Below are 19404 nucleotides of genomic sequence, written 5' to 3'. Positions count from 1 at the left end.
CGTTTTACCATTGAAACCAAAAGTTTTTTTAACCCAAGTCTACGACAAAGCTTTCTTTGAAAAGATAATATAGAATCATTTCTGACTCAAAACGATATCGATAATAAGGTAGCGTTGTTGGTTTAAAATAAAAAACCCGACAGCTTTTTAAAAGCTGTCGGGTTTGAATATTATTCGAATAAAAAATTATCCCACTAATTCCACCACTTTACTTTCGCCTTCTACAGCTACTTTAGTCAAACCGTGTTTAGATAAGTTTTTCATAGACGCATCCCATTTTTTACCGCTTAAATTCGCAGAAATTTTTAATTGCGTTAGATCCATTTTATTTTCACTTTTTTTCAACAAATCTACTATGAATTTTTCTTCATCAGATAATTCAATAGTTTGTTTTTTCTCCGGTCTCATTTGTGGGAACAACAATACTTCCTGAATAGAAGCATTATTGGTCAAGAACATCATCAAACGATCCATTCCAATTCCTAAACCAGATGTTGGAGGCATACCGTATTCTAAAGCTCTTAAGAAATCTTCATCGATAATTCCGTTTGCTTCATCATCACCTTTGGCAGCCAGACGCATTTGGTCTTCAAAACGCTCTCTTTGGTCAATTGGGTCATTTAGTTCAGAGTAGGCATTTGCTACTTCTTTACCGCAAACCATTAATTCAAAACGTTCCGTCAATTCAGGATTGTCACGGTGTTCTTTACACAATGGCGACATTTCTTTTGGATAATCAGTAATGAACGTTGGCTGAATATAATTTCCTTCACATTTTGCTCCAAAAATCTCATCAATCAATTTTCCTTTACCCATGGTTTCGTCAACCTCAATTCCCATGCCTTTAGCAGCTTCATATAATTCAGCTTCGCTTTTACCGGAAATATCAAAACCAGTAAAATGTTTGATAGAATCGGTCATCGTTACACGGGCATAAGGTGCTTTGAAGCTAATTTGGTGTTCGCCAAAAGTAGCTTCGCTGGTACCATTCACTCCAATTGCACAATGCTCTAACAGTTTCTCAGTAAATTCCATCATCCAGTTGTAGTCTTTGTAGGCTACATATATTTCCATGGCAGTAAATTCAGGGTTGTGGGTTCTGTCCATTCCTTCGTTACGGAAGTTTTTCGAAAACTCATATACACCATCAAATCCACCAACAATCAATCTTTTTAAATACAATTCATTCGCAATACGCATGTACAACGGAATGTCAAGCGAGTTATGATGCGTAATAAACGGACGCGCTGCAGCACCACCCGGAATCGCTTGCAAAACAGGAGTTTCTACTTCAAGATAGCCAGCATCGTTAAAGAAACCACGCATGGCGTTGAACAATTTAGTACGTTTGATAAAAGTATCTTTTACGTTTTGGTTCACCGTTAAATCCACATAACGCATACGGTAACGCAATTCGGCATCGTTAAAAGCATCGTGAACTTTTCCATCTTCATCTACTTTTGGCAAAGGAAGCGGACGCAAAGTTTTACTCAGGAAAGTAAATCCGCTCACACGAATACATTTCGCACCAACTTGCGTAGTAAACAATTCGCCTTCAATACCAATAAAATCGCCTAAATCGGTCAGTTTTTTGAATACCTGGTTGTATAAAGTTTTATCATCACCTTCACACAAAACATCGCGATTCACGTACAATTGAATACGTCCTTCGCTATCCTGTAATTCGGCAAAACAAGCTTTTCCCTGATCTCTCACACTCATCAAACGCCCGGCAACAATCACTTTCTTTCCTTCTTCAAATGATTCCTTAATCTGCTTCGAAGTATGATTTACAGGAAAAAGATTAGCAGGATAAGGGTTGATTCCCAAGTTGCGTAAAGATTGAAGTTTTTCTCTTCGGATGATTTCTTGTTCTGATAATGCCATTATAGTCTGATTTTTAAGACCGCAAAGATAGCAAATTGATTGCAGATTTTAGATTGCCAATTTCAGAATTTTTAGGAGCTGAAAATCTGCGTTTTCTATGAGGATTTCTCCCGCTATCCGCTATATCTTTTTATTTTGTTACCTTCGACAAGCTCAGGTAACAAAATAAAAAGGATGCCGCTACTATCGGGGCTATACTGGAAATTTTTCTTTCAAAATTACGAATGAAAGAATTGAAACAGTCTTTGTATCTTTGGAAAAAATAAAAAGCACGATGAAATCAAAATTTTTACTACTTCTTACTTTCTTATTGGTATTAACGAGCTGTAATTTCACCGAAAACATTGAAGTTCATCCTGATGGAACAGGAACTTTTGCATTAGAAATGGATGGTGCTGGTTTGATGGCGATGGCTGGGGATAAAATAGGAAGCGAATTGGCAACAAAAAAAGATACCAAGGTTATTGATTCTACGTTTTCGTTCAAACAGATTTTTGAAGCTAAAAAAGACAGTATTACTAAATTGTCAGCAGAGCAGCAAGCGGCTCTGAAAAAGTTGGAAAACTTTGTAATGAAAATAAAAATGAATCCCGAAGCAAAACAATTGCTGTTTTCTATGAACACTCCGTTTAAAAGTGTAAATGAATTAGATGGTTTGATGGAAAATATGAGTGCTTTAAAAGATTTGAAGGGGAAATCGAATCAAAAAGACAATCCTGCAGCCATGATGAGTGGTCTGGGGGACAATAATTCTAAATTAAGTTTTAGTTATAACGGCAAAAATTTTACCCGAAAAGCTGTAGTTTTAAAAGACCAAATAAAAAAAATAGCGGCTGATTCACTTGGGATGGCTAAAATGATTTTTGCTTCGTCTAAATATACTTTGAAATACCATTTTCCTAAAGCCATAAAATCAGTTTCTAATCCCGATGCTTTATTTAGTGCTGATAGAAAAACAATTACCGTAGAATATCCTTTTACAGATTACTCGGAAAATCCGGAAAAATTAAATTTGAATGTAATCTTTGAATAAAATAACAAAGTTGGCGACTTTGTGACTCTTAGGTAAAAGAAAATAATTAATTGTATTTTTGCATTTCACCAATAAGGAATGATAGAAACTTCTTTCCTTGCCATGACAGATGAATAAAAAAATCCAACTTCAAGATTTAGGTACGAAAGATTACAAATCGACTTGGGAATATCAGGAAGAATTGTTCAAGGGTATTGTTGACTTGAAAATCCAAAACCGTAGAGAAGAAACTAATCTGCCAACGCCGAATTATTTACTTTTTGTAGAGCATCCTCATGTGTACACCTTAGGGAAAAGTGGTGATTTTGAAAATTTACTGTTGTCTGAAAAGCAATTGGAAGCCAAAGGAGCTACTTTCTACAAAATCAATCGTGGAGGTGATATTACCTATCATGGTCCGGGACAAATTGTAGGATATCCTATTCTGGACTTAGAAAATTTCTTTACTGATATTCATAAATACCTGCGTTTTCTGGAAGAAGCCATTATTCTGACTTTAGCTGAATACGGAATCGAATCTGGACGAAGCGATGGAGAAACTGGGGTTTGGCTGGGTGTAGGAACGCCGTTTGCCCGCAAGATTTGCGCAATGGGTGTACGCGCTTCACGCTGGGTAACCATGCACGGATTTGCCTTAAACGTCAATGCCGATTTGGGTTATTTTGATAATATTATTCCTTGTGGCATTCGCGGAAAAGCAGTGACTACTTTGAACGTAGAACTCGGTGTTGAAAAAGTAGATGAAGCTGAAGTGAAAGCAAAAATCCTGAAACATTTTACCAATTTATTTGAGGTGGAGTTTCAAGTTTAACCGCAAAGTAAACACTAAGTTCACAAAACTTAAATGAACTTTTAAGATATGTTTTCCGTAAAACAGAAAGTTTATAGGCTTTAAAAAACTTATATGACTTATATGGTAAAATATTACAAATCTAAGGTCAACTGCTCTGGTAACAATCTAAAACTCATTCTGTGGTATTTTGTTGTTCCATGTTTTTTAATGGCTTCGCGATGTTCTGTTGTTGGATAACCTTTGTTTTTTTTCCAGTTGTACATCGGGAATTCTTCGTGGATTTTATCCATGTATTCGTCGCGATAAGTTTTTGCCAAAATAGAAGCCGCAGCGATACTTAAATATTTCGAATCTCCTTTTACAATACTTTGATTCGGAATCGATTTTAATAATTCTATTTCTGAGGTTGTGAATTGTTTTCCTGTGGTGTTTTTTAGACCTAATTTGGCATTCAAACTTCTGTTGCCATCCACAATAATAAATTCGGGTACAACATTTAATTTTAAAACCGATTCCTGCATGCCTTTCATCGAAGCATTCAGAATGTTGATTTCGTCAATTTCATTTGGAAACAAATGGGTAACGGCAAAAGTAACGGCTTGTTCCTCGATAATAGGTTTTAATTTTTCGCGTACTTTCTCAGAAAGTTGCTTACTGTCATTCAGGATAGTATTTGCAAAATCCAAAGGAAGGATAACGGCAGCAGCAGTAACGGGCCCGGCAAGGCAACCACGACCCGCTTCATCGGTTCCTGCTTCAAGAATTAGTTGAGAAAAAGTAGTGGCAAGCATATTGAAAAGTTTTTGGAATAGCAAAGATTATAAAATTTTTAAGATAATTGTTCGTTATTCTAACGTTTCCTTAGAAAGAAGGCTGAATTAAGTTGTTTTTTTATATGTTTTTATCGTTTACCTTTGCTTCGTTATTAGTTTTGAAATAAAAGCCCAATCATATATCTGTTTCGAATGAGAATTCTCTTTTTTTTATATTTTTTAGCATTGCCTACATTGTTGTTTTCTCAAGTAAAATCAAGAGAAGAAGCACCTAAAAGAAGCTTTTCGGAAAGGTTGAAAGGAACAAATGAAAAAGGAAAAGATACTGCCAAAGTTGCTACTATGGATATGTATCGTTTTATTACTTTAGAAAGAGATACGACCTATTTAGATACTGCGCTGACTATTCAAAGAGAATATTCGATGAATTATCTTCGAAGAGATATTTTTGGACTATTGCCTTTTCCGAACGAAGGTCAACCGTACAATACACTTCAGTACAGTTTGATTGATTATACTCCTTATCCGGAAATGGGTTTTAAGGCAAAACATTTTAATTTTTTAGAGGCAAACCAAATTAGGTATAGTTCTGTTGCAACTCCTGTAACCGAGTTGTTTTTTAAATCGACTTTGACAAAAGGGCAATCGGTAGATTCATTTTTTGCCGTGAATCTTTTACCAAATTTTAATTTATCTATTGCTTACAAAGGATTGCGTTCAGAAGGGAAATACATCAACCAATTGGCTACTACGGGTAGTTTTAGATTTACTGCCAGTTATAATACAGCCAGTAAGCGTTATTTTTTGAACGCTCATTTTACGGGTCAGGATGCCTTGAATGAGGAAAATGGAGGAATCACAACTGTAGGAGATTTTGAAAGTGAAGATTCAAAATACACTAATAGACAACGTTTACAGGTGTATCTAACCGATGCAGAATCTTTTTTGAAGGCGAAACGTATTTTTGCGGACCATAGTTTTAGAATTAATCCCACTCACGGAGCTAATAATTTGTATGTGACGCATCAGTTGAATTACGAAAATAAATTCTTTGAATATTTTCAGCCTACCATACTTTCAGCGATAGGAACACGATCGGTGTCTAGATTTGGCGATGCTATTGTGACTTCTAATCTTAAAGATCAGACTCATTATAATAAAATGTACAACAAAGCGGCTGTGATGTATGAGAATACTACGCTTGGGAAGTTTCAGTTTTTTATAGATGATTTCCGCAGTAATTTTTATTACAATCGAATATTAATTCAGGATAATGGTGTGATTCCATCTACTTTATCACGAAATGTGAATAGTGTAGGAGGTCAATATGAATATCAAAAAAACAAATGGCACGGAAAATTTTTGCTTTCTAAATCAGTTACAAAGCAGACCTTGTCTAATTTAGATGCAAAACTGAATTATGATTTAAATGACGATTTCCAATTTGTTTTTGGGTACCAAAATTTAAATAAATTGCCTAACGATAATTATAATTTGTACCAAAGTAATTATGTAGGTTATAATTGGTCGAATAATTTTAAAAACGAAAAAGTTAATATTCTTAGCGGAAGTGCCACAACACCTTGGTTTGAAGCTTCGTTACAGTTGTCTACTCTTACTGATCATTTGTATTTTGAAAACACAGCAACTGATGAATCACAGCAAATAGCAACACCAAATCAATATGGCGGAACTATTAAGTATGTTTCTCTTAAATTAAATAAGGAGATTACTTTTGGGAAATTTGCGTTGAATAATACAATATTGTATCAAAAAGTAGATCAGAATGATGCTATTTTAAATGTGCCTGATTTAGTTACACGTAATACCATTTATTATTCTAATTATTTCTTTAGTAGAGCATTATTTCTTCAAACAGGAATCACTCTAAATTATTTTACAAACTACTTTGCAAACGAGTATAACCCGGTTATTGGAGAATTTTTTATTCAAAATAAAAAAGAAATTGGAAACTACCCTAACCTTGATTTCTTTATCAATGCTAAAATTCAGCGAACAAGAGTTTATTTAAAAACCGAACATTTTAATGCGGCTTACACAGGGAATAATTATTATTCGTCACCTAGTAATCCGTATCGAGATATGACGATTCGTTTTGGTTTAATATGGAATTTCTTTAATTAGTTTTTTAATAATGACCTTCACCGCTATAGATTTTGAAACCGCAACTGCTTTTCATCCCTGTTCTGTTGGGATTGTTACTGTAGAAAATGGAATTGTTGTAGATGAGTTTGTGACTTTGATACAGCCGCCTAATAATTTGTACAATCCTTATACTATACAAGTTCATGGTATTTATCCGAGAGATACAGCCAGGGCTAAAAATTTCCTTCAAGTATTCCCTGAAATTCAAAAACGTATTCAAAACAGAGTGGTTGTAGCGCATAACGAGAGTTTTGACCGTAATGTTCTGGCCAAATCAATGGTGTATTACGGCCTAGATTATGCCGATTTGAATATTGCTTCAAAATGGGAATGTACCGTGAAAATTTATAAAGCAAAAGGCTTGAAACCTACCAAACTTAGTGATTGCTGTAGAGCAATGAATATTAAATTACAACATCACGAAGCATTGTCTGATGCCAGGGCTTGTGCTCAATTATTTCTTAAACAATAAATATATTTTCTTTCGAAAGTTATCTGTGTAGGTTTTTTCATTAAATTAGTGTGTTAACTTTTTAAGTAATCAAGATGAAAGAAGATTTTTTACACTACCTCTGGAGATTCAAGAAATTTGATACACTACATTTAAAAACTTCTAACGGACAAGAAATTACCATCATCAATGTTGGTCAATATTTAGAACAAGCCGGGCCTGATTTTTTTAATGCTCAAATTATTATAGAAAATCAAAAATGGGCGGGTAATGTCGAAATTCATCTCAAATCTTCCGATTGGTATGTGCATCACCATGAAAAAGATGCAGCTTACGAAAATGTGATTCTTCATGTGGTTTGGGAACACGATACCGAAGTTTTTAGGAAAAACAATTCTGAGATCCCTGTTTTAGAACTTAAAGGCTATGTGGATAAGGAAGTTTTAACTAATTATCAAAGATTAGTGACTCCAAAATCATGGGTTTTTTGCGAAAAACAATTGGGCGATTTAGATGATTTTGTTTTGAAAAATTGGCAGGAACGCTTGTTTTTTGAACGCTTGGAACGAAAGTCTAAAGCTATTTATGAGTTGTTAGAACAAACAAATAGGGATTGGGAAGCGGTGTTGTTTTGCATGCTGGCTAAAAACTTTGGATTGAATACAAACGGTGAAACTTTTTTGAAAATTGCAAAAGCAATTCCTTTTTCAATCATAAGAAAAGAAAGTTTTGAAGTAGAGAATTTAGAGGCGCTTTTGTTTGGTAAATCAGCCTTATTGGATTTAGAGAAAGAAGATGCTTATTTCAAAGATTTAAAATTCAGGTATTTTTATTTGTTGCATAAATACCAATTAGAGCCGGATAATGAAGGACAGCTTCAGTTTTTTAAGCATCGTCCTGATAATTTCCCGACAATCCGTCTTTCGCAATTGGCACATTTGTATCATTTGCATCAAAATTTATTTTCGAAAATCAATAGTATTTCTTCGATAACAGCCATTTATCAATTGTTTCAAGTAAGTACTTCGGCTTATTGGGAAACACATTATCAATTTGACAAAGTGAGTCCGAAGAAGTCGAAGAAATTATCGAAGTCTTTTGTGGATTTGTTGTTGATTAATACGATTATCCCCATTCAGTTTGCCTATGCCAAAAGTCTGGGAAAGGAAGTAGCTGAGGATTTGATGGCAATGTTAGTGGAGGTGGCTCCCGAGAAAAATGCAATTATTGATAAGTTTGATTCCTTTGGTATAAAATCTGGAAATTCGTTTGAAACCCAATCTTTGTTACAGTTAAAGAATGAATATTGTGCAGGAGGAAGATGTTTAGATTGTGCCATTGGAATAGAATTGTTGAAGAAGAGTAATTAAGTGTTTTTGAATCTTTTTAACTCAGCTATAATTAAAAAAAAATCCGCCGTGAAGCGGATTTTTAATACGTCAATTCAATAAAAATTAATTTTTGTTAGGTTCATCTTTTTTCGTGTCCATCATTTCCATTAATTTCATACCTAGAAGACCACTAATTCCACCATCAGAACCTGAATTTCCAGAAATTAATACATCAGGAATGACTTTAATTTGTCCTTTACCTATTTCTTCGGTGATTTTATATTTGGTAAAGTTGTCACCTCCCATAGCAGAAACCTGTAATTGGTAGGCTTCTGCAGTAGATTTTCCTATTGCCATAATCTTTTCGGCTTCTGCTAAACCGGTTTTAGAAATTCTTTCAGCCTCAGCACTTGCTGTCAGTTTTGTAGCTTCTGCTTGTGCTCCGGCTCTTGCTTTTGTAGCTTCCGCTTCGGCATTGGCACGCATTTTTGTAGCTTCCGCTTCGGCATTTACATTCAGTTTTAAACTGGTGGCATCTCCTTCGGCTTTTTTAACGGTGGCATCGGCAGTTCTTTGGGCAATTTCAACACTTTGAGATGCTTTTACAATTTCCTTTTGCATATCGGCAATGGCGGTTTCTTTTTCGACACCCTGGCGTTGTTCTTGCGCCATTTTTTGAGTCTGATAAGTTTTTTGCTCTTCCTCGGCAATTTTTCTGTCAGTCAGGGTTTTCATCAATGATTCCGGTGGAACGATATCTCCTATTAAGGTATCAACGGCATTGACATTGTATTCGTCCAAAACTACTTTAATATGATTTTTAGCCGATTCCTGACGTTCTTTTCGGGTAGAAAGAAACGAAATCACATCACTTTCCTGAGCCGAGTTTCTAAAATAATTTCCAATGGTTGGTTCCAAAACCTGCGAAACAAGATTGTTCATGCTTCCAAATCGGGCAATTACTTTTGGCGCTTCGTTAGCGGGAACGTGGATAATCTGGGAAACATCCAGATTGAAAGGAAAACCATCTTTGGAACGAACGGTTATGGTAGAAAGGTTTTGGTCTAAGTTATGAGATTCGCTTCTGGCATCAGCCCAGTTCAGTACTAAGTTGGTTGTAGGGACAGGTTCCAACTTTGTAGTGTATTTATTAAGTGCATATTTTCCCGGTCCAAAAGGCTCCATCCAAACCCCGCGTTGTCCTTTAGAAACTATATTTCCGTGTTTGAAAGTATCTCCCGTTACATCCTGTCCATCCTCACCAATATAAGAAATGACAACCCCAACATATCCTATTGGCACATCGGTCATAGGAGTTTGCTCTATTTGAATTGCCCAGGAATTGATGTAATAAGAACCGGCAAGCATTACTTGTGGCTGTAATCCACGGTTTCCACCATTTTTTAAAAATTGGTCAAAATCCTGAAAGTTATTGTGGTTGTCTACAAATTTACCGGCAATCTGTCCAATTGGAATGGGTTCTCCGTCCATTGCGGTTACGATTCCAACCATGTTTTCCGAAATGACTATTTGTGGAGAGACCACAACTTCAAACAAAAAAGTATTGATACGGTAAGATCCCGTTGTTATAAATGCCGATTGACGTCCTTTTTGTCCGCCGTTGTCCAAAAATAAAGTTGCATCTTGAAAATTGTCGGAACTTACTTTTTGGGCAAGAATTCGACCCGTTGGTATTTCGGCACCATCTTTACTCAACAGCAATCCGATGTTTCCTTCCGGGATAATGGTAAACGGAGTCATGTTTACGGTATATTGCCAAGGCCACATTCCCCAATACAATCCCGGGGCTAGGGTTTTGGCTTGAAAACCGGCTTCTCCTTTTGTGGCTATAATTCTGCCATCGGGTAATGATTTTTGAGCTCCAAAGAGAACGAATTTTTTAGTCACCAAACCAATTTTGTCTTCCGGGACGATTACCATTCCGAAGAAAACCCTTAGTACGAATTTGTAAAGAAAAATGCATAGAAATAGTAATAATAGCCACCAGTAATCTGTAATTGTAGTCATATTTTTTTGAAAGTTAGTTATTTCAAAAATAGATTATTTTTCTCACTTTTAGAATTAAAAGCAGATTATTTATTACTTAATAATTTTGATGGTATAATTTTGTAATTTTACCCAATACCAAAACGAATACAAAATGTCTGCAATAATAAAACTTAAATTTTTTCTCGAAAAACATGGGTTTCATGTTTCCTCTCGTCTGGCAGATAAGTTGGGGATGCGAGCCAACAGCGTACGATTGTTTTTTATTTACATTTCGTTTGTGACCGTAGGACTTGGTTTTGGAATCTATTTAATTCTGGCTTTTTGGATTCGATTGAAGGATTTGATTAGAGCCAAACGGACATCTGTTTTTGATTTATAAAAAAAAAGCCCTCTGAAATTAAAATTTTCAGAGGGCTTTTTTAAGAAGATTTATGGATTATTTTGTTTCTTCAGGATTGTTTAAAACGCTGTTTTTTCGGCTAAATGAAAAATAAACAACTATTCCTATTGCCATCCAGATAAAAAGTCGCATCCAGTTTATCCATCCCAGTCCGTACATCATTGCTAAACAGACAAAAGCGCCTAATATTGGTACAAATGGTACAAATGGAGTTTTGAATTCGCGAACCATATCCGGTTCTTTTTTTCTTAGAATAATTACCGAGATACAAACTAAAACAAATGCAAATAAAGTTCCTATACTGGTCATATCTCCTACAATATCTCCAGGAATGAATGCTGCAAATCCGCCAACAATTACAAGAATTGCAAGATTAGCTTTGTATGGAGTTTTAAATTTTGGATGTACATCGCTAAACATTTTAGGTAATAATCCATCTCTACCCATGGCATAAAAGACTCTTGATTGTCCTAAAAGCAATACCAGAATCACGGAAGAGAATCCTGCAAGAATAGCTATAGTAACAAATTCTCCAAGCCATTCATATCCTATCATGTATTTGTTTATTGCAAATGCTACTGAAGCCTCTTTTCCTCCTGTTCTAAAATCTTCTACTGTAGCAACGCCCGTAAGAACATGCGCAAAAAGAATGTATAGTACAGTACAAATTGCTAATGAACCTAAAATTCCAATAGGCATTGCTGTTTTTGGATTTTTTGTTTCCTGGGCTGCAGTACTTACCGCATCAAAACCAATGAAAGCGAAGAAAACGGTTCCGGCTGCTCCCAGAATTCCCATTATTCCTCCATAAGAATGATCAATTCCGTGTTCATCGGTAAAAATAGAACTTTGTGGTATATAAGGGGTGTGATTAACAGGATTGATGAATTTCCATCCTATATATATAATAAGGATTACAATGGTTGTCTTTAGAATAACAATTAAACCGTTAACAAAAGCCGATTCCTGAATCCCTTTAATCAATAATAAGCTAATAATTGTAACTATAAATAAAGCCGGTAAATTAATGATTCCGTGGACACCTTCCGGAGAAGTTTGGAATGGAGAGTGTGAGAATTCAAATGGAATTGGGCTGGTATGTATGACATTCACTAATAAATCATTCAGATATTCACTCCAGGCAATCCCTACTGTGGCTCCTCCTACGGCATATTCTAAAATTAAATCCCAGCCAATTATCCAGGCAAGAAATTCACCCATAGTTGCATAGGTATATGTGTAGGCACTTCCCGAAATAGGTATTGAAGAAGATAATTCGGCGTAGCAAAGTCCTGCCAAAGCACAACCTATGGCTGCCACAATGAAGGCTAAAGTTACTGATGGTCCGGCACTTTGTGCTGCTGCTGTAGCGGTTCTTACAAATAATCCGGCGCCAATAATTGCTCCAATTCCTAAAGCAATTAAAGACCAGGCTGTAAGAGTCCGTTTTAATCCTTTTTCAGAATCTTCTGCTTCGGCTAAGAGTTTAATTAGTGGTTTCTTGTTCCAAATAGACATGGTTTTGAGGTTTGTTATTGTTAAGTGTCAAAAGTATTATTTTTTATGAAAAAAACAATGACTTTGGGTTTAAGTTGTAGTATTAATGTTAAACTGGTTTTTGGCTTGGGTTTTCTTTATAATTTGTTAGGTTTATGTATTTATTTTCTATATTTAGTTAGAAAAAAACTCATTTAGTAGCTACCGATGAAATTTAAAGCAATTAGGAATTATTTTAATTTTTCAAAAGACCAGCAAAAGGGAATCCTTTCGTTGTTTTTTGTAATTATTGCGTTGCAATTGGTTTATTATTTTGTGGATTTTACTTCGCCTTCAAAAGTAAATCCGGAAAAACAAAAATGGCTTTCACTGGAATCTCAAATAGATTCGATGGAAAACAGCTCAGGGAAAGAAGTTCCTAAAATTTATCCTTTTAATCCCAATTTCATAACAGATTACAAAGGCTATAAATTAGGGATGTCGGTAGTGGAGTTGGATAGATTACATGCTTTTAGAAAAGAAAATAAGTATGTGAATTCGGCGAAAGAGTTTCAGGTGGTAACCGGAGTTTCTGATTCTTTTTTAAAAGTGATCTCGCCTTATTTTAAATTTCCTGATTGGGTAAAGAATAAACCAATGTTTAAATTGGTTGCGTTTTCAAATACGAATACTGAGGTCTTTTCGAAAAAAGAGAAAATAGTTGTTAAGGATATCAATCAGGCTACTCAGGAAGATTTGATTAAAATTAATGGGATAGGAGAGGCAATTTCAATGCGAATTTTAAAATTTAAAGAAAGCTTGGGAGGATTTGTTTCGATGGAACAGATGAAAGATGTTTGGGGTTTGTCGCCTGAAGTGGTTCAGTGTTTGAATGCTGGTTTTAAGGTTGGAAGTCTTTCGAATATCAAAAAAATAGATATTAATAATGCTTCTGTAAAGGAATTAGCGCAGTTTCCGTATTTCAAATACAATTTGGCAAGAGAGATTGTAATCTATAGAAGTATGAACGGAGATATTAAAAATGCTGCTGATTTAACAAAAATTAAAGGGATGTCTGTTGAAAATGCAAATATTATAGCCTTATATTTGGACTTTTAAAAATAAGCCATAATGATGCATTTTGATTACAGCGAGACGCAAAACATGATTGCCCAATCTATAAGGGATTTTGCGGAAAAAAACATAAAACCTTATATAATGGAGTGGGATGAGGCGCAAATTTTTCCAGTTCCTTTATTTAAACAATTAGGAGAAATGGGCTTTATGGGGATTTTAGTCCCTGAAGCATTAGGCGGTTCTGGATTAGGTTACCATGAATACATTACTATTATTGAAGAAATTTCTAAAGTAGATCCATCTATAGGATTGTCAGTTGCGGCACATAATTCTTTGTGTACTAACCATATTTTGACCTTTGGTAACGAAGAGCAAAAAAAGAAATGGATTCCTAAATTAGCATCGGGAGAACATATTGGAGCCTGGGGATTGACAGAACACAATACGGGTTCGGATGCTGCGGGTATGAATACTACGGCTAAAAAAGACGGAGATTATTGGATTGTTAATGGAGCTAAGAATTTTATCACCCATGCAATATCGGGCGATATTTCGGTAGTAATTGTTAGAACTGGAAAAAAAGGAGATTCCAGAGGAATGACTGCTTTTGTTTTTGAAAAAGGAATGGAAGGGTTTTCTTCGGGGAAAAAAGAAAATAAATTAGGAATGCGCGCTAGTGAAACCGCTGAATTAATTTTTGATAATTGTCGAATTCCGGACGCCAATAGATTAGGTGAAGTAGGAGAAGGTTTTATTCAAGCGATGAAAATATTGGATGGTGGAAGAATTTCTATTGGAGCACTGTCATTAGGAATTGCAAAAGGAGCTTATGAAGCGGCTTTGAAATATTCGAAAGAAAGACAGCAGTTTGGGAAAGCTATTTCGGAATTTCAAGGAGTTTCATTTAAATTAGTAGATATGGCTACTGAAATTGAAGCTTCGGAGTTGTTATTGCATAAGGCGGCTTTCTTGAAACAACAACATCGTCCTGTGACTACTGCAGGTGCAATGGCTAAGATGTATGCATCAGAAGTCTGTGTGAAGGTAGCAAATGAAGCGGTACAGATTCACGGAGGTTATGGTTATACAAAGGATTATCCTGTAGAGAAATTTTATAGAGATGCTAAGTTGTGTACTATTGGTGAAGGAACTACCGAGATTCAAAAGGTTGTTATTTCGAGAAATTTGTTGAAAGGATAACTGGATTAAGAGGTCAGAAAGCAGAATTTGGAAGGCAGAATTTAGAAGTTTACAGAATTTAAATTCTGCTTTCTGTTTTCTAAAATCTAAAGCTGGAAGTCTTTTTGAAAATAATATTGTAATTTATAATTGTATTTCAGAATTAATTTTTACTTTTGCAGCCTTAACGAGAGGAGGTGTCAAAATTATGTTAATTATACCAATTAAAGACGGAGAAAATATCGATAGAGCATTAAAGCGCTATAAAAGAAAATTTGATAAAACTGGAACAGTTCGTCAATTAAGAGCTCGTACAGCTTTCATTAAGCCGTCAGTTAAAAATAGAATGAAATTCCAAAAAGCAGCTTACATCCAAGGTTTGAAAGATAGCTTAGAGAGTTAGTAGTTTCTTTTTGAAACAAAATAATACCGTTAGTGGTCAGATTTTTTATAAATTTGAAGTTAACGGTTTTTTTTATGGCTACAAATTTAGAAGCATTTGCGGATTATCTTCAAAAGGAGAAAAAGTATTCTCCTCACACGGTGTGTGCTTATGTAAAAGATGTGTCTGATTTTCAAGGATATAATTTGGTTAATTTTGAGCAGGAAAATGTTGATTGTGTTGAGTATGCTCAAATCCGGTCCTGGATTGTGTTTTTGGTTGAAGCTGATCTTTCTGCTATTTCAGTAAATAGAAAAATAGCTTCCCTGAAAGCGTTTTATAAATTCCTTTTAAAAATAAAGCAAATTAAAGTTAGTCCTCTGTTGAAACACAGGTCGTTGAAAGTGTCTAAAAAAGTTCAGATTCCTTTTTCGGAAAAAGAGTTGATAGGTGTTTTGGAGAATATTGAATCGGAAGAAGGTTTTGAGGCGGTTAGAGATCGGTTGTTGGTGGAATTATTGTATTCTACTGGTATAAGAAGGTCTGAATTGATTCATCTTAAGGTAGGTGCGGTTGATTTTTCTAATTCGACTATTAAGGTTTTGGGAAAAAGAAATAAAGAGCGGTTGATTCCGGTATTGGCTGTGGTGTTAAAACAGATGCGATTGTATCTTAAGGAGAGGGGTGATTTGGAGCTTGTTAAGGATGCGGAGTTTTTTTTTCTAACAAAAAAAGGGTTAAAATTAAGTGAATCGTTTGTGTATCGCTTAATAAATTCATACTTTAGTAAAGTCTCTGAAAAAGTAAAAAGAAGTCCGCATATGTTGAGACATACGTTTGCTACTCATTTATTGAATAACGGGGCTGATTTGAATTCTGTTAAAGAATTATTAGGCCATTCTAGTTTAGCTTCGACACAGGTTTATACTCATAATAGTTTATTAGAGTTGAAAAAAGTCTATGCGGTAGCTCATCCTAGAGGTGGTGATGATTCTAAAGTTTAACCATAAAAAAATATTGATTATGAAGGTAAATGTTCATGCCGTTAACTTTAATGTTGATGGGAAACTAGTAGATTTTGTTCAAGAGAGAATGAATAAATTGGAAAAATACTATGACAGGGTGGTTTCTTCAGATGTCTATTTGAAAGTAGAGAAGACAAGTGAGAAAGAAAATAAAATTGTTGAGGTAAAAATTAATGTGCCTGGGGATGATTTCTTGGTAAAAAAACAATGTAAAACTTTTGAAGAAGCAGTAGAGTTGTCAGCGGAATCATTAGAACGTTTGCTGGTAAAAAGGAAAGAAAAAATAAGAACTCACATATAATTGAAATTTTTTTTAAAAAATGTTTTGATTGAGAGATAAAATCTATACATTTGCAGTCCGTTAGAAATAGCGGACTTTTTTTATTGAAAATGCCGATGTAGCTCAGCTGGCTAGAGCAGCTGATTTGTAATCAGCAGGTCGTGGGTTCGAGTCCCTCTATCGGCTCAAAATATTCCAAATGCGATTTGGAATTGATTCTTTAAAATATTGGAATTTTAAAATTTAGGGGAGATACTCAAGCGGCCAACGAGGGCAGACTGTAAATCTGCTGTGTGAACTTCGCAGGTTCGAATCCTGCTCTCCCCACAAAAAAAGAAGTTAAGATTTCGGATTTTAGATTTCAGATTTATAAAAATCTGAAATTTGAATTCAAAAGTCTAAAATCAGAACTCTCTGCCGGTGTAGCTCAGGGGTAGAGTGCTTCCTTGGTAAGGAAGAGGTCTCGGGTTCAAATCCCGACATTGGCTCAAGTAAGTAGGAAATTGAAATTAATATATAACTAAGATTAAAAATTAAGTAAAATGGCAAAAGAAAGTTTTAATCGTTCGAAACCACACTTAAATATTGGTACTATCGGACACGTAGATCACGGAAAGACTACTTTGACTGCTGCAATCACTAAAGTATTATCTGATGCAGGATACTGTCAAGCTAAGTCTTTTGATCAAATTGACAACGCTCCGGAAGAGAAAGAAAGAGGTATTACTATTAATACATCTCACGTAGAGTATGAAACAGCTAACCGTCACTACGCTCACGTAGACTGTCCAGGTCACGCGGATTACGTTAAGAACATGGTTACTGGAGCTGCTCAAATGGATGGTGCTATCTTGGTAGTTGCTGCAACTGATGGTCCAATGCCACAAACTCGTGAGCACATCCTTTTAGGACGTCAGGTAGGTATTCCTCGTATCGTTGTTTTCATGAACAAAGTGGATATGGTTGATGATGCTGAGTTGTTAGAGCTTGTTGAAATGGAAATCAGAGATTTATTATCTTTCTACGAGTATGATGGAGATAACTGTCCAGTAATTCAAGGTTCTGCTTTAGGAGGATTGAATAATGATGCTGCTTGGGTTCCTAAAATTCTTGAATTGATGGATGCTGTTGATAACTGGATCGAAGAGCCAGTACGTGACGTAGCAAAACCATTCTTGATGCCAGTTGAGGACGTATTTACAATTACAGGTCGTGGAACTGTTGCTACAGGTCGTATCGAAACTGGAGTTGCTAACACTGGAGATCCTGTTGAAATCATTGGTATGGGAGCTGAAAAATTAACTTCTACTATTACAGGAGTTGAGATGTTCCGTAAAATCCTTGATAGAGGTGAAGCTGGAGATAACGTAGGTTTATTGTTAAGAGGTATTGATAAAGCTGATATCAAAAGAGGTATGGTTATTATTAAGCCAGGTTCAGTAAAACCACACGCTACTTTCAAAGCTGAGGTGTATATCTTGAAAAAAGAAGAAGGTGGACGTCACACTCCATTCCACAATAACTACCGTCCACAGTTCTACGTACGTACAACTGACGTAACAGGAGTTATTACTTTACCAGAAGGTGTAGAGATGGTTATGCCAGGGGATAACTTGACAATCAACGTTTCTTTATTGAGTCCAATTGCTATGAACGTAGGTTTACGTTTTGCTATCCGTGAAGGTGGTAGAACTGTAGGTGCTGGTCAGGTAACTGAAATCGTAGAGTAATCTATATTAAATAAATTTTATCAGTGCCGTTTTTAAACGGCACTGATTTATACGGGCGTAGTTCAAGGGTAGAATAGCGGTCTCCAAAACCGTTGATGGGGGTTCGAATCCCTCCGCCCGTGCAATAAAAAATATATCATAATGGCAAAAATTGTTAATTACATATCAGAAGCATTTGAGGAATTGAAGTCAAATGTAACTTGGCCAGAGTGGGCTGAGGTACAAAAACTAACAATTGTTGTAGCTATTTTTTCGGTACTATTTGCTTTGGCTACTTGGGGAGTTGATGAGTTTTTTGCAAAAACATTAGAAGGTTTTTTTAACTGGTTAAAAGCTTAGTTTTTATTATGGCAGATAATAATGTTAAAAAATGGTATGTTGTTCGAGCAGTAAGTGGGCAAGAGAATAAAGTAAAGGCATACATAGAAACAGAAATTTCTAGATTAGGAATGGCTGATTATGTCTCTCAAGTACTTGTTCCTACTGAGAAAGTAGTATCTGTAAAGGATGGAAAGAAATTAGTTAAGGAAAAAGTATATTTTCCTGGCTATGTTATGATAGAGGCAAATTTAGTTGGGGAGATTCCTCATATTATTAAATCAATAACCAGTGTTATTGGTTTTTTAGGTGAAACTAAAGGAGGGGAACCAGTTCCGCTTAGGCTTTCAGAAGTAAACAGAATGCTTGGTAAGGTTGATGAGTTAGCTGTTAATACAGATACAAAATCAATTCCATTCAACTTGGGCGAAACAGTTAAGGTTATTGATGGACCTTTTAATGGTTTCAATGGTTCAGTTGAAAAAATCAATGAAGAAAAGCGTAAACTTGAAGTTATGGTTAAGATTTTCGGTAGAAAAACACCATTGGAGTTAAGTTTTATGCAAGTAGAAAAAGTATAATTTTCGTTACACTATAATAATCACTTCAATTGCTTCCGTAAATTGTTGTGTTAAATTTTTTAAAAAATGGCTAAAGAAATTAGTAAGGTAGTTAAACTACAAGTTAAGGGAGGTGCTGCGAATCCGTCGCCACCGGTTGGACCTGCTTTAGGAGCTGCTGGGGTTAATATCATGGAGTTCTGTAAGCAATTTAATGCTAGAACACAAGATAAACCTGGCAAAATATGCCCAGTACAAATTACTGTGTATAAAGACAAATCATTCGATTTTGTTGTTAAGACTCCTCCTGCAGCAGTTCAGTTATTGGAAGCTGCAAAGCTAAAATCTGGTTCAGGTGAGCCTAATCGTAAAAAAGTAGCTAGTGTTACTTGGGAACAAATTAGAGCTATTGCTGAAGACAAAATGCCGGACTTAAACGCTTTCACAATTGAGAAAGCTATGAGTATGGTTGCTGGAACAGCTAGATCTATGGGTATAACTGTATCAGGAGACGCTCCTTTTTAATTAAGAGA

The 19404-nt window shown here is 35.4% G+C and carries 19 protein-coding genes and 4 tRNA genes; 19 read left to right on the top strand and 4 right to left on the bottom strand.

What is annotated here, in order from left to right:
• Nucleotides 1-186: 186 nt before the first annotated feature.
• Nucleotides 187-1887: a lysine--tRNA ligase gene (lysS, locus tag EOD40_RS07735; RefSeq protein ID WP_128194309.1), complete on the bottom strand. Its 1701-nt coding sequence runs from the start codon at nucleotides 1885-1887 to the stop codon at nucleotides 187-189.
• A gap of 274 nt (nucleotides 1888-2161) precedes the next feature.
• Between lysS and EOD40_RS07730 the strand changes: the two genes are divergently transcribed.
• The gene (locus tag EOD40_RS07730) at nucleotides 2162-2920 is read left to right on the top strand and encodes a hypothetical protein (RefSeq protein WP_128194308.1); all 759 of its coding nucleotides are present in this window, start codon (nucleotides 2162-2164) and stop codon (nucleotides 2918-2920) included.
• Between the two features lie 109 nt (nucleotides 2921-3029).
• Nucleotides 3030-3731, top strand: a complete 702-nt coding sequence (gene lipB, locus EOD40_RS07725) for a lipoyl(octanoyl) transferase LipB (protein ID WP_128194307.1) — start codon at nucleotides 3030-3032, stop codon at nucleotides 3729-3731.
• A 113-nt stretch (nucleotides 3732-3844) separates the two neighbouring features.
• Here the strand turns inward: lipB and EOD40_RS07720 are convergent, their stop codons facing one another.
• Nucleotides 3845-4504, bottom strand: coding sequence for a ribonuclease HII (locus EOD40_RS07720; RefSeq protein WP_128194306.1), 660 nt, complete (start codon nucleotides 4502-4504; stop codon nucleotides 3845-3847).
• 174 nt (nucleotides 4505-4678) lie between these two features.
• On the opposite strand from EOD40_RS07720, the gene EOD40_RS07715 reads away from it, so the two are divergent.
• The 3 genes from EOD40_RS07715 to EOD40_RS07705 all read left to right on the top strand — a co-directional run bounded on the left by EOD40_RS07715 (nucleotide 4679) and on the right by EOD40_RS07705 (nucleotide 8473).
• A complete protein-coding gene (locus EOD40_RS07715) occupies nucleotides 4679-6631 on the top strand; it encodes a putative porin (protein WP_128194305.1) in 1953 nt (650 codons plus the stop codon).
• 10 nt (nucleotides 6632-6641) lie between these two features.
• Nucleotides 6642-7124, top strand: a complete 483-nt coding sequence (locus EOD40_RS07710) for a 3'-5' exonuclease (protein WP_128194304.1) — start codon at nucleotides 6642-6644, stop codon at nucleotides 7122-7124.
• Nucleotides 7125-7198: 74 nt separating this feature from the next.
• Nucleotides 7199-8473 carry a DUF2851 family protein gene (locus tag EOD40_RS07705; RefSeq protein WP_128194303.1) on the top strand — a complete coding sequence of 425 codons (1275 nt, stop codon included), beginning with the start codon at nucleotides 7199-7201 and terminating at the stop codon, nucleotides 8471-8473.
• Nucleotides 8474-8557: 84 nt separating this feature from the next.
• On the opposite strand, the gene EOD40_RS07700 is transcribed toward EOD40_RS07705, so the two are convergent.
• On the bottom strand, nucleotides 8558-10462 hold the full coding sequence (locus tag EOD40_RS07700; protein WP_128194302.1) for an SPFH domain-containing protein: 1905 nt from the start codon (nucleotides 10460-10462) through the stop codon (nucleotides 8558-8560).
• A gap of 133 nt (nucleotides 10463-10595) precedes the next feature.
• Between EOD40_RS07700 and EOD40_RS07695 the strand changes: the two genes are divergently transcribed.
• On the top strand, nucleotides 10596-10823 hold the full coding sequence (locus EOD40_RS07695) for a PspC domain-containing protein (protein WP_128194301.1): 228 nt from the start codon (nucleotides 10596-10598) through the stop codon (nucleotides 10821-10823).
• Between the two features lie 57 nt (nucleotides 10824-10880).
• Here EOD40_RS07695 and EOD40_RS07690 read toward each other — a convergent pair whose 3' ends face one another.
• A complete protein-coding gene (locus EOD40_RS07690; RefSeq protein WP_128194300.1) occupies nucleotides 10881-12362 on the bottom strand; it encodes an amino acid permease in 1482 nt (493 codons plus the stop codon).
• 186 nt (nucleotides 12363-12548) lie between these two features.
• Here EOD40_RS07690 and EOD40_RS07685 point away from each other — a divergent pair, with 186 nt between their 5' ends.
• The 13 genes from EOD40_RS07685 to rplK all read left to right on the top strand — a co-directional run bounded on the left by EOD40_RS07685 (nucleotide 12549) and on the right by rplK (nucleotide 19396).
• Complete coding sequence (locus tag EOD40_RS07685) at nucleotides 12549-13439, top strand: ComEA family DNA-binding protein (RefSeq protein WP_128194299.1); 891 nt, start codon at nucleotides 12549-12551, stop codon at nucleotides 13437-13439.
• A 15-nt stretch (nucleotides 13440-13454) separates the two neighbouring features.
• Complete coding sequence (locus EOD40_RS07680; protein WP_128194375.1) at nucleotides 13455-14597, top strand: acyl-CoA dehydrogenase family protein; 1143 nt, start codon at nucleotides 13455-13457, stop codon at nucleotides 14595-14597.
• A gap of 187 nt (nucleotides 14598-14784) precedes the next feature.
• Complete coding sequence (gene rpsU / locus EOD40_RS07675) at nucleotides 14785-14979, top strand: 30S ribosomal protein S21 (protein WP_035659878.1); 195 nt, start codon at nucleotides 14785-14787, stop codon at nucleotides 14977-14979.
• Between the two features lie 74 nt (nucleotides 14980-15053).
• On the top strand, nucleotides 15054-15962 hold the full coding sequence (locus tag EOD40_RS07670; protein ID WP_128194298.1) for a tyrosine-type recombinase/integrase: 909 nt from the start codon (nucleotides 15054-15056) through the stop codon (nucleotides 15960-15962).
• A 19-nt stretch (nucleotides 15963-15981) separates the two neighbouring features.
• Nucleotides 15982-16284: a ribosome hibernation-promoting factor, HPF/YfiA family gene (gene hpf, locus EOD40_RS07665; protein ID WP_128194297.1), complete on the top strand. Its 303-nt coding sequence runs from the start codon at nucleotides 15982-15984 to the stop codon at nucleotides 16282-16284.
• A gap of 91 nt (nucleotides 16285-16375) precedes the next feature.
• Nucleotides 16376-16449 (top strand) — tRNA-Thr (locus tag EOD40_RS07660).
• Between the two features lie 60 nt (nucleotides 16450-16509).
• Nucleotides 16510-16590 (top strand) — tRNA-Tyr (locus EOD40_RS07655).
• Nucleotides 16591-16679: 89 nt separating this feature from the next.
• Nucleotides 16680-16751 (top strand) — tRNA-Thr (locus tag EOD40_RS07650).
• 54 nt (nucleotides 16752-16805) lie between these two features.
• Entirely contained in the window at nucleotides 16806-17993 is a 1188-nt protein-coding gene (tuf, locus tag EOD40_RS07645; RefSeq protein ID WP_128194296.1) for an elongation factor Tu, read from the top strand.
• Nucleotides 17994-18044: 51 nt separating this feature from the next.
• Nucleotides 18045-18115 (top strand) — tRNA-Trp (locus tag EOD40_RS07640).
• A gap of 19 nt (nucleotides 18116-18134) precedes the next feature.
• A complete protein-coding gene (secE, locus tag EOD40_RS07635; protein WP_128194295.1) occupies nucleotides 18135-18332 on the top strand; it encodes a preprotein translocase subunit SecE in 198 nt (65 codons plus the stop codon).
• An 8-nt stretch (nucleotides 18333-18340) separates the two neighbouring features.
• Entirely contained in the window at nucleotides 18341-18892 is a 552-nt protein-coding gene (nusG, locus tag EOD40_RS07630; RefSeq protein ID WP_128194294.1) for a transcription termination/antitermination protein NusG, read from the top strand.
• A gap of 66 nt (nucleotides 18893-18958) precedes the next feature.
• Nucleotides 18959-19396 carry a 50S ribosomal protein L11 gene (gene rplK / locus EOD40_RS07625; protein ID WP_066324992.1) on the top strand — a complete coding sequence of 146 codons (438 nt, stop codon included), beginning with the start codon at nucleotides 18959-18961 and terminating at the stop codon, nucleotides 19394-19396.
• Nucleotides 19397-19404: the final 8 nt, after the last annotated feature.

Origin of the sequence: Flavobacterium sufflavum (assembly GCF_004016525.1) — a bacterium.
Taxonomy (GTDB): Bacteria; Bacteroidota; Bacteroidia; order Flavobacteriales; family Flavobacteriaceae; genus Flavobacterium; species Flavobacterium sufflavum.
Note: the sequence above shows the minus strand (reverse complement) of the source record. Positions and strands in the feature narration are given on the sequence as shown.